A 13,700-nucleotide genomic window follows, 5' to 3' on the forward strand; every position below is an offset into this window, starting at 1 on the left:
GCACCGCACGGTACAGCTCAGCCGGCGCCGGGGGCCGCCTCTTCACGCTCCGACGGCTCGTACACCAGCAGGTCGCCTGGCTGGCATTGCAGGTAGTCGCAGATGCTCGACAGGGTCTCGAACCGCACGCCCTTGACCTTGCCCTGCTTGAGCAGCGACAGGTTGGCTTCGGTAATACCGACATGCTCCGCCAGCTCGCGCGACTTGACCTTGCGCCGCGCGAGCATGACATCCAGTTGGACGACGATGGGCATGCTCAGACAAAGCCCTGGTTCTCTTCGGCCAGCGCCTGGCCCTCACCGATCACGGCGGCCATCAGCCACACCAGCCCGGCAAAGAACAGCGTGAACACGTGGTCAGAGCCGATGCCGATGGCCAGATGCCGCTGGCCCAGCGGGTTGTTCCACGTCAGCACGACCGAGGCCACCACACCTGCCAGCAAAGCCCCCAGGGCCGCTGCGGCCACCCAGCCGGCAAAGCGGCGCAGACGGGCCGTGGCCTCGGCCGTGAACACCTGCCCCTGCGCAAAACGCGCGAAGCAGCGCTGCGCGTGCCACACCCCCACCAGCAGCAACCCCAGTGGCACGGCCATGACCACGCCCCCGACCAGCCGCTGCCACGGTGCCAGAGAAGCCACCGAGGGAATCACCTGCGCCGGTAGCTGGCTCAACGCCAGCAACTGCGCATCGCTGGCCACCACCCAGTAAGCGGCAAAAGCGACCGGCAGCAACACCAGCAACGCCCGGCATGCCCACACCATCCCGTGGCTGATGCGGCGCACGCGCAGGGCCGGCCGAAAAGCGGCCGCGACCGGGGTTCGAGACGAAGAAGCGAGTGAGGGAGGCATGGCGGCTCCTGAAGAAAACATGAATATTGAAAATACAATAATATATTATTGTTTTAAATAAAAATTTTCTTGCAAGACAGGATCCACATGCCAACAACCTCTTCCGCACGCCGCACCCTGCTGCTGGGCCTCTCTTCGGCCGCCCTCATGGCCGGCTGCAGCGGCATCCCCCTGCGCTCGCTGCCGCGGCTGGCCCGTCTCTCGAAACAGTTGCTGGACGCAGACCCGGCCGAATTCGGCATTGCGGTGCAACTCGATGTGCGCATGGCACCGCCCCCCCAGGCCCATCCCTGGCTGTTGCTCAAGCTCACGCCCCGCAAGGCAGGCAGCTTTGACCCGGTCGACGCTCGCCTGCCGCTGCGCGCCGGCCCTCCCACCGGCGGGCTGCAGGGGCTCGACCCCGCCCCACGGGGCCGCCGCTGGCTGATCTACAGCCTGCCACCCGAGACCCAGGCCGAGCTGCGCCGCGTACAGGCCCAGATCCGCCAGGCCCGGCCATCGCCCGGCGAAGATCGTGGCGGCTCCCTGAGCATCGGCATCGAACAGAACGACCTCGCCACCGCCATGGCCGATCCCGCCCTGGTGAACACCCCCTGGCAGACCTGGGTGCAGACACACCGCAGCGAAGGTTTTTTCATGCTCTGGGAAGGCACCCCCGCGCAATTGCTGGCACAAGCCCGGACCGCCCCGCCCACACCGCGCTGACCCGATTTTTTTCCGCTCGCCAGCGGCCGCCAATCCCCCATCGGACGGTAAACTCGCCCCCCATTCGATGCATTGAATTCGAGGGTGAAATCGCAATGAGGAAGCCGTCTCCTCATGGCCATCGACGCCGAATCGCCGGCGTCGTCATCATTTGGGTGGCCATGGGCATTTACTGGGCATATTGGGTGCGGCAACAGCCTTGGCAGGCCGATGTTTTCGCCTCATCGCTGGCGCCCGATGCCGGCGAACACGCCGTGCCCCGCGAGGTCCGGGCCATGAAGGCCCTGGCTCAGCGGCACCCGGCACCGGCCTATCGCCTTGATCAGGCATTTGTCGAACATCCCCTGATTTTTCAGCGCGCCACCGAATTTCTTTATTCCTTCAGAATTGCCCGCCATTCCCCCTGGCTATTGGCGCCCGATACCCATTCACCGGCGAATTGCCGCCTGATCGATCAACAACAGAATGTGGCGCTGTATGAATGCCCGCGCTGAAATCCGGCGCGGGGGTTTCTGGTTGGCGGCCTTGCTCCTGGCGATCCCGCTGATCAATCTGGCGGCGTGGCACGTCGGCGCGTTTCTCAATCCGCTGATCCCCGCCGCGCTGTGGCTGGTTGCCCTGGGCTACGCCGCCCGCCATGCCCACACCCTCTGGCCTTTGCTGCTGGTATTGCCCGCTTTCGGGATCTTGCTGCTGGGACACCCCGTCGTCGACTGGGACGCGCGATCGATCTGGTTCTTCCACGCCAAACGCATCTTTCTCGATGGCTCCGCGACCGCGCCCCTGGACAACTACGCCGCCTGGAGCCACAACGACTACCCGGTTCTGGTGCCGGCGATGGCCGCTTCGTTCGCGCGCGGGCTGCGGCACTGGAACGAAATCTTTCCGAAGCTGGCCATCTTCGCCACCACCGCACCGGTGCTGCTGCTCATGGGGCTGCTGCTCAGGAATGCCCTGGCCTGGGGCCTGTGGTTCACGGCGGTGCTGGCACTCGCCGGCCCCTTGCTGATCAATGGCTACGTCGACGCGCTGACCGGGCTGTATTTCGGCGCCGCGCTCGCGGTGGCGGCCCATTTGCAAACGCCGGATGTGCCCCCGGCCCAACGGCCGGTGTTCACTTGGCTGCTGGCGCTCCTGATCGCCGCCCTGACGCTGACCAAGAACGAAGGCCTGCCCGCAGCAGGCCTGGTGGCGCTGATGGCCTTCACCGGCCCGCGCTGGCGACGCGTGCTCGCGGCCTGCGCCGCCGGTTTCCTGGTCTACCTGCTGCTGTGGAAGCTGCACGTCTGGCAAGCCCGGATCGGCAACGACCTGTTCGTCCGGAGTCCGCTGCAGCAGGCACTGGAGCGGCTGCGGGACGGGACTTCGGCCCCCCTGATCCTGGCCCAGTTCCTCCGCCACAGCGCGCCGTTCCTGATGGCGGCACTGGCGCTGGCCTGGTTCGGCCGGCAGCAGCGCCCTGTGCTGGGGGGCGCGCTGGTGGTGCTCGGCTACGCGGCGCTGCTGTTCGGCGTCTACCTCATGACCCCGCACAACCTCGACTGGCACCTGGGCACCAGCGTGTCCCGGACGCTGCTGGTGGTCAACCTGGCGCTGGTGACATTCCTGGCCTGGGCGCTCACACACTGGCGCGCAGCCCCGGCCGTCGCCACCCCTTCCCTGTCCCGCCTGACGGAGCCCACCGCTTGAACCGCATCGCCAACCGCCAACGCATCCTGGTCACCGGCGGCGCCGGTTTCCTGGGCTCCCACCTGTGCGACCGACTGCTGGCCGACGGCCACGACGTGTTGTGCGCCGACAACTTCTACAGCGGTGCCCGCGACAACGTGACCCACCTGCTGGCGCACCCGCACTTCGAGCTGATGCGCCACGACGTCACCTTCCCGCTGTACGTGGAGGTCGACGAGATCTACAACCTGGCCTGCCCGGCGTCGCCCATCCACTACCAGCGCGACCCGGTGCAGACCACCAAGACCAGCGTGCACGGCGCCATCAACATGCTGGGGCTGGCCAAACGCACCAAGGCGCGCATCCTGCAGGCCTCCACCAGCGAGGTCTACGGCGACCCCGAGGTGCACCCGCAGGTCGAGGGCTACTGGGGCCACGTTAATCCCATCGGCATCCGCTCCTGCTACGACGAGGGCAAGCGCTGCGCCGAAACCCTGTTCTTCGACTACCACCGCCAGCACGGCGTGGACATCAAGGTGGTGCGCATCTTCAACACCTACGGGCCGCGCATGCACCCCAACGACGGCCGGGTGGTGAGCAACTTCATCGTGCAGGCGCTGCGCGGCGAGGACATCACCCTCTACGGCGACGGTTCGCAGACGCGCAGCTTCTGCTACGTGGACGACCTGATCGAGGCCTTCGTGCGCATGATGGCCACCCCCGCGGGCTTCGTGGGACCGGTCAACATCGGCAACCCGGGCGAGTTCACGATCCGCGAACTGGCCGAAACCGTGCTGCGCCTGGTGGGCGGTCCCTCGAAGCTGGTGTTCAAACCCCTGCCCTCGGACGACCCCCAGCAGCGCCGGCCCGACATCGGCCTGGCGCGGCAGCATCTGGGCTGGGAGCCCCGCATCGCGCTGGAGCCCGGCCTGCAGCGCACCATCGACTACTTCCGCACCCTGCTCGCCCGATGATCCCCGCCGACCGTACCCTGATCGTCGTCACGCCGGTCTTCGAAGACCGCGAGGCCAGCGCCCGGCTGTTCCAGGAGTTGGCCGCCCAGTTCCCGCAAGGCCTGTTCGTGCTCGCCGTGGACGATGGTTCCGTGCGCCAGCCGCTGGACATTGACAGCCTGCGCGCGGCCGGCGTGCAGGGGGCGGTGCTGCGCCTGCGGCGCAACGTCGGCCACCAGCGGGCCATCGCCATCGGCCTGGCCCATGCCTGCGAATCGCTGCAAGATCACCAGCGCGTGGTCGTGATGGATTCCGACGGCGAAGACCTGCCCGCCACCATGCCCGCGCTGCTGCAGGGCCTGGACGACGCCGAGGTCGACGTGGTGGTGGCGCAGCGCAAGCGCCGCGTCGAAACCCTGCGTTTCAAGGCCTTCTACGCCATCTACAAGCGCTTTTTCCGCCTGATGACCGGCCGGCCGATCGCGTTCGGCAACTTCATGGCGCTCAAGGCCGCCGCCGCGCGGCGCCTGGTGGCCATGCAGGAGCTGTCGATCCACGTGGCCGGTGCGGTGCTGGGTTCGCGCCTGCGCACCCGGGCCTGCCCGCTCGACCGCGGCCCGCGCTACGCCGGGCAGTCCAAGATGAATTTCGTGGGTCTGGTGCTGCACGGTTTCAAGGGCCTGATGGTGTTCGCCGAAGACGTGCTGGTGCGGGTGGGCATCGCCTGCGGGCTGATCGCCGGGGCCGCGCTGGCCGGCATCGTGGCCGCGGTGTTGCTCAAGCTGGCCGGCTACTCCACGCCGGGCTGGTTCTCGGTCGCGCTCGGGCTGCTGGTGCTGATGCTGCTGCAGACCGGCGCCCTGGCCCTCATGACGCTGATGCTCACCGGCGTGGTGCGGGGCGGCACCGTCACCACCGCCATCGGCTACCGCGACTTCGTTGCCGCCGTCATTCCCACGCACCCGGCCGATGACGCTGATCGCGCCTGAACTGCTGCGCTTCGTGGCCAACGGGGTGCTCGCCACCACCGTGCACTATGCGGTGCTCAGCATCGGCCTGAAGGTGCTGGGCCTGCCGTCGGCGGCCCTGGCCAACATGCTGGGCGCGGTGTTCGGCATCGGCGCCTCGTTCCTGGGCAACCGCTATTTCGTGTTCCGGCAGGCCCAGGGCACGCTGGCGGGCCAGTTCCTGCGCTTCTCCGGTCTGTACGGTGCCATCGCCCTGCTGCATGGCCTGGTGCTGCTGCTGTGGACCGACTGGCAGGGCTGGGACTACCGCCTCGGCTTCGTGCTCGCCACCGGCCTGCAGGTGACACTGAGCTACCTCGGCAACAAATTTCTGGTGTTCAAGACATGAAACTGATCCAGTCGCTGGCCGCCTCGGTGCTGTTCGTCGCGCTGCTGGTGCTCACCTACGCGGTGCACATCCGCTTCTTCCGCGTCGACGTGGTGTTTTACGCCGCCCTGGGCGACGCCGTGATCGCGGCCGCGGCCACCGCGCTGTTCCTGATGACCAGTCTGTTCCGGCGCCTGGGTGGTTTCGAGAAATGGCTGCTGTTCGTCATCTGGCTGCTCGCCGGCTATGCCGCCGCGATCTCGGTGCCCACGGTGATCGACCGCTCGCTCTCCTTCTACATCCTGGAAAAACTGCAGCAGCGCGGGGGCGGCATCCGCCAGGACGCCTTCGCCCAGGTATTCACACAGGAATACGTGAAGGAACACCGCCTGGTGGACGTGCGCCTGACCGAACAACTGGCCTCGGGCACCATCGACATCCGCGACGGCTGCGTGCAGCTCACCCCCAAAGGGGAGCGGCTCGCGCACTTCAGCCGCTATTTCCGTGCGCACTGGCTGCCGCACCAGCGGCTGCTGATGGGGCAGTACGCGGACGACCTGACCGACCCCTTCCGCCACAGCGAAGCCATCACCGACTACCGCTGTCAGGCACGCCCTGAGGTTCCGGCGAACCGCGCTGACGGCGCTGCCGGGAGCGGTGGATAGACCGGACCGCTTTCGAAGCGCCCCCACTGCCCGCGTTGGCCTTCTCTCCTGGCGTCTGGCCCCTTTTGCATGACCGAGATCCCCGTCCCCCATCTGCCCCACATGGAGCCCGAAGGGCTGGCACGCTTCCAGACGGCGTTGGCCCAGAGCCGCTGTTACCTGGAGTTCGGCAGCGGCGGCAGCACCGTCCTGGCCTGCCGGACACCGGGCCTGAACCACATCGTGACGGTCGAGACCGACCCGGCCTGGCTGCAGCGCGTGCAGCAGGCCACCGACGGCAGCCCCTGCGACCGCTCTCTCCTGCATTGCGACCTCGGTCCGGTAGGCCCCTGGGGAACCCCGCTCAGCCGCGACCACGCGGCCGATTTCTGGCGCTACCCGACCCTGCCCTGGCAGACCGCCCGCGCACGCGGCCTGCACCCCGATCTGGTGCTGATCGACGGGCGCTTCCGCGTCGCCTGCTTCCTGCATTCGCTCATCAGCGCCGACGCAGGCACCACCGTGCTCTTCGACGACTACTTCGACCGCGCCCACTACGCGGTGGCCGAAAAGTTCTGCCAGCCCTGCGAACGCCACGGCCGCCTCGCCGTCTTCCGGGTCGATGCCCCCGCGAGCGGTCCCCTGATCACGGAAACCCTGCTCGAATACAGCACCGTCTGGCACTGAGCGGGCGGGAACGGCTCTTGCATGGCCCCGCACCGGGCGCACGGCGGCAGGCGTGTCGGAGCCGGTGCCACCGCCTGGCGTTCGGTCGGATCGAAAATGTACCCGTCATGTAACTTAATTACATTAAACTCGGCCACCAAGAGGTAACCCGTGCGCACCCAGTCCCCCCATTCCCCTGCCACCCTGCCCGACAACCCGCTGGACCTGGTGATCTTCGGCGGGGTCGGCGACCTTTCCGTGCGCAAGCTGCTGCCCGCGCTGTACATGGCGCACCTGCACAACAACCTGCCCGAGCAGACCCACATCCACGCCCTGGGCCGCCAGGGCTGGGACCGGGCCGCCTTTCTCCACTTCATCCAGGAGAAGGTGCCGGCTTTCATCGAGCCCAAGGCCTACAACGACCAGACCTGGGCGACCTTCCTGCGCCGCCTGACCTACCTCTGCATCGACGCCACCGAACCCGGCGACTTCCCCGAGCTGCGGGCCCATCTGCAGCCCGGCTCCGACCGGGTGTACTACCTGGCCACCGCGCCCAGCCTGTTCGTGGGCATCTGCGCCAACCTGCACGGGGCCGAACTGATCGACGAACGCTCGCGCGTGGTGCTGGAAAAACCGCTCGGACACGACCTGGCCTCGGCACGCCAGATCAACGACGACGTGGGCCAGTACTTCGAAGAACACCAGGTCTTCCGCATCGACCACTACCTGGGCAAGGAAACGGTGCAGAACCTCATGGTGCTGCGCTTCGGCAACAGCATCTTCGAGCCGCTGTGGCGCGCGCCCACCATCAAGAGCGTGCAGATCACCGTGGCCGAAAGCGTGGGTGTGGGCAGCCGTGCTGGCTTCTACGACGGTACCGGCGCCATGCGCGACATGGTGCAGAACCACCTGCTGCAGCTGCTGTGCATCGTGGCCATGGAGCCCCCGGTATCGCTCGACCCGGATGCGGTGCGCGACGAAAAGCTCAAGGTGCTGCGCTCCCTGCGGCCCATGCTCGCCGCCGACGTGGCCCGCGACACGGTGCGCGGCCAGTACACCGCCGGTGCCTCGGCCGGCGAGGTGGCCATCGGCTACCTGCAGGAAGAGAACATTCCGCCCGAAAGCACGACCGAAACCTTCGTCGCGCTCAAGGCCTACATCAACAACTGGCGTTGGGCCAACGTGCCGATCTTCCTGCGCACCGGCAAACGCCTGGCCGAGAGGCGCTCAGAAATCATCATCGAGTTCGCCGACCAGCCCTTCTCCATCTTCAACGAGTCGCCGCACAAGTCGGTCAACCGCCTGCAGATCCGCCTGCAGCCGGAGGAAAGCATCCAGCTGCAGCTGATGGCCAAGGAGCCGGGCAGCGGCATGCGGCTGCGGCCCGTGGGCCTGAACCTCGACCTGCAGTCGGCCTTCACCGAACGCCGCGCCGAAGCCTACGAGCGGCTGCTGATCGACGTCATCAAGGGCCGGCTGACACACTTCATGCGGCGCGACGAACTGGAAGCGGCCTGGGCCTGGGTCGAACCCATCATCCAAGGCTGGGAACAGCTGGGCGACAAGCCCAAGCCCTACACCGCCGGCAGTTGGGGGCCCGCCGCCTCGTCGGCGCTGATGGCGCGCGAAGGGTCTTCGTGGGTGGAAGAATCATGACCACCCCCGTCGCTTGCTCGCTGCGCGTAGCCGCATCCCCCCTCAAGGGGGCACACCTGTGGCCCGGCAAAGCCGGTTCCACGGTGTTCTGACACAAAGCCATGGACATGTCATCGTCTGCCGTCTCCGAAATCCCCAACGCCACATCGGCGGCCATTGCCGCGCACATCGCCGACGCGCTGCGGGCTGCCATCGCCGAACGCGGGCAGGCCAGCCTGGCGGTGTCGGGCGGCAAATCGCCGATTCCGGTGTTCGAGGCCCTGCGCGGGCAGGAGCTGGACTGGTCCCGCGTGACCGTGGTGCTGGTGGACGAACGGGTGGTCCCGCACGGCCACGCCGACAGCAACACCGGACTGGTGCAGCGCCACCTGTTGCAGGGAGCGGCCGCCCAGGCGCGGTTCCTGCCGTTCTTCGGTGAAGTCACGCCGCAACTGACCGCGGTCGTGCTCGACGCGCTGGTCGACGACGCCACCGCCCGGATCGACACCCTGCCCTGGCCGCTGGACGTGGCCCTGCTCGGCATGGGCGAAGACGGGCACACCGCGTCGCTGTTTCCTGGCGCTGCCGGCTTCGCCCGCGCGATGGCCACCGACAAGCAGTTGGCCTGGGTGGTGCCCGACACCGCGCCCCACGCGCGCCTGACCTTCACCCTTCACGCCCTGCTGAGTGCGCGCGAACTGCTGCTGGCGCTGGCTGGCGAAACCAAGTACGCGGTGTACCGCCGCGCCCGCGAACAGGCCGACGTGGCGCTGCCGGTGTCGCTGGTGCTGAACCAGGACCGCACTCCGGTCTGCGTCTGGCTGGGCTGAGCCCGCCCACGAGCACCCGCGTCCGCAAGCCCCGCTGCCCTGGCGCCCCACCCCTGAAAGCCCCCGATGCCGTCCCTCCACCCCATCCTCGAACACGTCACCCGGCGCATCACCGAGCGCAGCGCCGGCCCGCGCAGCCGCTACCTGCAGACCATGGACGCGCAGGCCCATCAAGGCACGCAACGCGCCGGCCTGGGCTGCGCCAACATGGCCCACACCACGGCCGCGCTGCCCGCGGCCGACAAGCTGGTGATCCACGCCGAGCGCGCACCGCACATCGGCATCATCACCGCCTACAACGACATGCTCTCGGCGCACCAGCCGTTCGAGCACTACCCCGAACAGCTGCGCGCCCACGCGCGCACCGTCGGCGCCACCGCGCAGGTGGCTGGCGGCGTGCCCGCCATGTGCGACGGCATCACCCAGGGCGAAGCGGGCATGGAACTGTCGCTGTTCTCGCGCGACGTGATCGCCATGGCCACCGCCGTGGGCCTGTCGCACAACGTGTTCGACGCCGCGCTCATGCTCGGCGTGTGCGACAAGATCGTGCCCGGCCTGTTCATGGGCGCGCTGCAGTTCGGCCACCTGTCCACCGTGTTCGTGCCCGCCGGCCCCATGGTCAGCGGCCTGTCGAACGACGCCAAGGCAAAGGTGCGCCAGCAGTTCGCGCAGGGCCTGGTGGGCCGCGACGCCCTGCTGGAAAGCGAGGCCCAGGCCTACCACGCACCCGGCACCTGCACCTTCTACGGCACCGCCAACAGCAACCAGATGCTGATGGAGATCATGGGCCTGCACCTGCCGGGCTCGTCCTTCGTCAACCCCGGCACGCCGCTGCGGCGGGCACTCACCGAAGCAGCGCTGGAGCGCGCCGTGGCCAACACCGGCAAGACCGGCCAGCCGCGCATCCGGCTGGCCGACATCGTGACCGAAAAAACCCTCGTCAACGGCATCGTCGGCCTGCTGGCCACGGGCGGCTCCACCAACCACACGCTGCACCTGGTGGCGATGGCGCGCGCGGCCGGTATCGTGATCGACTGGAACGATTTCGCCGAACTCTCGGCCGTGGTGCCGCTGCTGGCGCGTGTCTACCCCAACGGCAAGGCCGACGTGAACCACTTTCACGCCGCCGGTGGCATGGGCTTCCTGATGCGCGAGCTGCTGGCCTACGGCCTGCTGCACGCCGACGTGACCACGGTCATGGGCCCGGGCCTGACCGCCTACACGCAGGAGCCCTGGCTGCCGACGATCGACGGCCAGAGCCAGCTCGCCTGGCGCGATGTGCCCGCCACCAGCGGCGACACCGCCGTGCTGCGCCCGGTGGCCGACCCGTTCAGCGCCGACGGTGGCCTGCGCCTGCTGCAAGGCAACCTGGGCCGCAGCGTGGTCAAGGTCTCGGCCGTCGCGCCAGAGCACCGCGTGGTGCGCGCCCCGGCCGTGGTGGTGCACGACCAGCAGGAACTGCAGGATCTGTTCAAGGCCGGCCAACTGGAGAAGGATTTCGTCGCCGTGGTGCGCTACCAGGGCCCGCGCGCCAACGGCATGCCCGAGCTGCACAAGCTCACACCGCCGCTGGCGGTGCTGCAGGACAAGGGATTCAAAGTGGCGCTGGTCACCGACGGCCGCATGTCTGGCGCCTCGGGCAAGGTGCCCGCCGCCATCCACCTCAGCCCCGAAGCCCTGTGCGACGGCCCCATCGGCAAGGTGCAGAACGGCGACCTGATCACGCTCGACTGCGAGCGCGGTCTGCTCGAACTTGAGGTGGACGCCGCCACGCTCGCGGCCCGCAGCGTCACCCACCCCGACCTGTCGCACAACGCCCACGGCACCGGCCGCGAGCTGTTCGGTCTGTTCCGCGCCCATGCGGGCGAAGCCGAATCGGGCGGCTCGCCGCTGTTCGGCTGATCTCTTTTCAGGAACCCCGCCCCATGACCACCACCTGCTTCACCCGCCCCGCGTTCACCTCCCGCGTCGTGCCCGTCATCGTGCTCCAGGACCCGGCCCATGCCGTGCCGCTGGCGCACGCGCTGCTCGAAGGGGGCATCGACGTGGTCGAGATCACCCTGCGCTCCGGCGCTGCGCTGAAAGCCATCGAAGCCGTGGCCAAGGCCGTACCCGACATGCACACCGGCGCCGGCACCGTCACCCGCGTGGCCGAGGTGCAGCAGGTGATCGACGCCGGCGCCACCTTCGCGCTCTCGCCCGGCGCCACGGACGCGCTGGTGGCCGCCGTCGAAGCGGCCCGGCTGCCCTTCATTCCCGGCGTGATGACGCCCGGCGAAGTCATGCACCGGCGCGAACAGGGCTTCTCGCTGATGAAGCTGTTCCCGGCGCAGCAGGCCGGCGGCCTGGGCATGCTCAAGGCCCTGGGTGCGCCCCTTCCCGACGTGATGTTCTGCCCCACCGGCGGTGTCAGCCCCGACAACCTGAAAGACTTCCTGGCACTGCCCAACGTGGCCATGGCCGGTGGCTCCTGGCTCACACCCGCCGACGCGCTGGCCGCAGGCGACTGGAAACGCATCACGCGCCTAGCCCGCGAAGCCACCGACATCGCCGCGACGCTGGCCTGAGCACCCGCCTCACCACCTTCGCCCTTGCGGCGCGGCCCCCGCCGCGTGCGACACTTGCCGGACTACCGATTCCGCCCATGAACGCGCCCGTCCCGTCCCCGACCACCCTGCCCGCGTGGCAGCAACTCGCCCAACTGGCCGCGGCCCCGCAGCCGCACCTGCGCGAGCGCCTGGCCCAGCCCGGCCGCGCGGCGCTGCAGGCCGCCGCCGAAGGCACCGGCATCCGCATCGACTTCACGCGCCAGGCCTTTGACGAGGCCATCTGGTCCGCCCTGACCACCCTCGCCCGCGAAGCCGGCGTGGAAAGCCAGCGCGACGCCATGTTTGCCGGCCAGGCCATCAACACCAGCGAGCAGCGCGCGGTGCTGCACGTGGCCCTGCGCGGCACGCCTTGCGCCAAGGGCGATGCCGCCCCCTGGGGCACCGAGATCCAGGGCCTGGTGCAACGCGAACTGAACCGCGTGTGCGAGTTCGCCGACTGCGTGCGCGCCGGCGACCTGAAAAGCAGCACCGGCGCCGCCTTCACCGACGTGGTGAACATCGGCATCGGCGGCTCCGACCTCGGCCCGCGCATGGCGGCCGACGCGCTGGCGCCGCTGTGCAGCGACGGCCAGACCGGACTGCGGGTGCACTTCGTCAGCAACCCCGATGCCTGGGCGGTCTATCACACGCTGCGCGGCCTGGACCCGGCCACCACGCTGCTGATCGTCGCGAGCAAGACCTTCACCACCCAGGAAACCATGACCAACGCCGCCACCGCGCGGCGCTGGCTGGACGACGGTGGCATCACCGGCGCGGCGCAGAGCGCGCACCTGGTGGCCATCACCGCCGCGCCCCGGAAATCGGCCGCCGCCGGCTATCCCGAAGCGCACACCTTCACCTTCTGGGACTGGGTCGGCGGCCGCTATTCCGTCTGGTCCGCGCTGGGGCTGCCGCTGGCCCTGGCCATCGGATCCAGCGCCTTCCGCGAATTCCTGGCCGGTGGCCAGGCCATGGACGCGCATTTCCGCAGCGCTCCGCTGGCAACCAACCTGCCCGCCATCCTGGCTCTGAGCGGCATCTGGAACCGCAACTTCCTCCACTGCCCGACGCAACTGCTCGCGTGTTACCCCAGCCGCCTGGTCCGTTTTGCGCCCTTCGTGCAGCAGATGGACATGGAAAGCAACGGCAAGCGCGTGCGCAAGAACGGCCAGCCCTGTGACAGCGGCACCGGCCCCATCCTCTGGGGTGGACTGGGCATCGACGGCCAGCACGCCTACTTCCAGTTGCTGCACCAGGGCACGCACCGCGTGCCGGTGGAGTTCATTGGCGTGGAAACTGAAGACACGCCCTTGCCGCTGGCCGCCGAACACCACCGCGTGGTCAACCTCAACCTGCGCGCGCAGTCGCAGGCACTGGCCGTGGGCCGCGACGAAGCCGCTACGCTGCAGGCCCTGATCGCCGAAGGCCAAGACCCCGAACAGGCCGCCGAGTTTGTGAGCCAGCGCAGCTTCCCCGGCAACGTGCCCAACAGCGTGATCTGGCTCGATGCCCTGACCCCACACCGCCTGGGAGCGCTGATCGCGCTGTACGAACACAAGGTGTTCGTACAGGCGGCCATCTGGGGCATCAACGCCTACGACCAGTGGGGCGTGGAGCTGGGCAAGACCATGGCCAAAGCCATGGAAAACGGGTAATGGCCCCCACGCGCCACCGCTGCGCGGGTTGCTGCCCCCCGAGGGGGCTGACCTGGCTCGGGAGCGGCCCTTCGCTGCGGTCGTCGGCCCCCACGCGCCACCGCTGCGCGGGTTGCTGCCCCCCGGAGCTGACCTGGCTCGGGAACGGCCCTTCGCGGCGGTCGTCGGCCCCCA

15 protein-coding genes are annotated in these 13,700 nt (G+C 68.6%); 13 read left to right on the top strand and 2 right to left on the bottom strand.

Annotated features, from left to right (window positions below):
• Positions 1-17: 17 nt before the first annotated feature.
• Both L0977_RS03530 and L0977_RS03535 read right to left on the bottom strand, forming a co-directional pair.
• Positions 18-254 carry a helix-turn-helix domain-containing protein gene (locus tag L0977_RS03530; RefSeq protein WP_234263331.1) on the bottom strand — a complete coding sequence of 79 codons (237 nt, stop codon included), beginning with the start codon at positions 252-254 and terminating at the stop codon, positions 18-20.
• A 2-nt stretch (positions 255-256) separates the two neighbouring features.
• On the bottom strand, positions 257-847 hold the full coding sequence (locus L0977_RS03535; RefSeq protein ID WP_234263332.1) for a DUF2975 domain-containing protein: 591 nt from the start codon (positions 845-847) through the stop codon (positions 257-259).
• Positions 848-934: 87 nt separating this feature from the next.
• Here L0977_RS03535 and L0977_RS03540 point away from each other — a divergent pair, with 87 nt between their 5' ends.
• The 13 genes from L0977_RS03540 to pgi all read left to right on the top strand — a co-directional run bounded on the left by L0977_RS03540 (position 935) and on the right by pgi (position 13,526).
• Positions 935-1,552 carry a hypothetical protein gene (locus tag L0977_RS03540; protein ID WP_234263333.1) on the top strand — a complete coding sequence of 206 codons (618 nt, stop codon included), beginning with the start codon at positions 935-937 and terminating at the stop codon, positions 1,550-1,552.
• A 95-nt stretch (positions 1,553-1,647) separates the two neighbouring features.
• Positions 1,648-2,046 carry a hypothetical protein gene (locus L0977_RS03545; protein ID WP_234263334.1) on the top strand — a complete coding sequence of 133 codons (399 nt, stop codon included), beginning with the start codon at positions 1,648-1,650 and terminating at the stop codon, positions 2,044-2,046.
• Positions 2,030-3,241, top strand: coding sequence for a hypothetical protein (locus L0977_RS03550; protein WP_234263335.1), 1,212 nt, complete (start codon positions 2,030-2,032; stop codon positions 3,239-3,241). Before L0977_RS03545 ends, L0977_RS03550 begins: the two co-directional genes overlap by 17 nt.
• On the top strand, positions 3,238-4,194 hold the full coding sequence (locus L0977_RS03555; RefSeq protein WP_234263336.1) for a UDP-glucuronic acid decarboxylase family protein: 957 nt from the start codon (positions 3,238-3,240) through the stop codon (positions 4,192-4,194). Before L0977_RS03550 ends, L0977_RS03555 begins: the two co-directional genes overlap by 4 nt.
• Entirely contained in the window at positions 4,191-5,162 is a 972-nt protein-coding gene (locus tag L0977_RS03560; RefSeq protein WP_234263337.1) for a glycosyltransferase, read from the top strand. The genes L0977_RS03555 and L0977_RS03560 overlap by 4 nt, the downstream gene beginning before the upstream one ends.
• A complete protein-coding gene (locus tag L0977_RS03565) occupies positions 5,143-5,529 on the top strand; it encodes a GtrA family protein (protein ID WP_234263338.1) in 387 nt (128 codons plus the stop codon). The genes L0977_RS03560 and L0977_RS03565 overlap by 20 nt, the downstream gene beginning before the upstream one ends.
• On the top strand, positions 5,526-6,173 hold the full coding sequence (locus L0977_RS03570; RefSeq protein ID WP_234263339.1) for a hypothetical protein: 648 nt from the start codon (positions 5,526-5,528) through the stop codon (positions 6,171-6,173). The genes L0977_RS03565 and L0977_RS03570 overlap by 4 nt, the downstream gene beginning before the upstream one ends.
• A 69-nt stretch (positions 6,174-6,242) precedes the next feature.
• Positions 6,243-6,839, top strand: a complete 597-nt coding sequence (locus tag L0977_RS03575) for a hypothetical protein (protein WP_234263340.1) — start codon at positions 6,243-6,245, stop codon at positions 6,837-6,839.
• A 150-nt stretch (positions 6,840-6,989) separates the two neighbouring features.
• Positions 6,990-8,474: a glucose-6-phosphate dehydrogenase gene (gene zwf, locus L0977_RS03580; protein WP_234263341.1), complete on the top strand. Its 1,485-nt coding sequence runs from the start codon at positions 6,990-6,992 to the stop codon at positions 8,472-8,474.
• 107 nt (positions 8,475-8,581) lie between these two features.
• Complete coding sequence (pgl, locus tag L0977_RS03585; RefSeq protein ID WP_234263342.1) at positions 8,582-9,283, top strand: 6-phosphogluconolactonase; 702 nt, start codon at positions 8,582-8,584, stop codon at positions 9,281-9,283.
• Positions 9,284-9,349: 66 nt separating this feature from the next.
• Complete coding sequence (edd, locus tag L0977_RS03590; protein ID WP_234263343.1) at positions 9,350-11,185, top strand: phosphogluconate dehydratase; 1,836 nt, start codon at positions 9,350-9,352, stop codon at positions 11,183-11,185.
• A gap of 23 nt (positions 11,186-11,208) precedes the next feature.
• Positions 11,209-11,850 carry a bifunctional 4-hydroxy-2-oxoglutarate aldolase/2-dehydro-3-deoxy-phosphogluconate aldolase gene (eda, locus tag L0977_RS03595; RefSeq protein ID WP_234263344.1) on the top strand — a complete coding sequence of 214 codons (642 nt, stop codon included), beginning with the start codon at positions 11,209-11,211 and terminating at the stop codon, positions 11,848-11,850.
• A gap of 77 nt (positions 11,851-11,927) precedes the next feature.
• Positions 11,928-13,526: a glucose-6-phosphate isomerase gene (gene pgi / locus L0977_RS03600; protein WP_234263345.1), complete on the top strand. Its 1,599-nt coding sequence runs from the start codon at positions 11,928-11,930 to the stop codon at positions 13,524-13,526.
• The last annotated feature ends 174 nt before the right edge of the window (positions 13,527-13,700 follow it).

This window comes from Hydrogenophaga sp. NFH-34 (assembly GCF_021401345.1).
GTDB classification, from domain to species: Bacteria; Pseudomonadota; Gammaproteobacteria; order Burkholderiales; family Burkholderiaceae_C; genus Hydrogenophaga; species Hydrogenophaga electricum.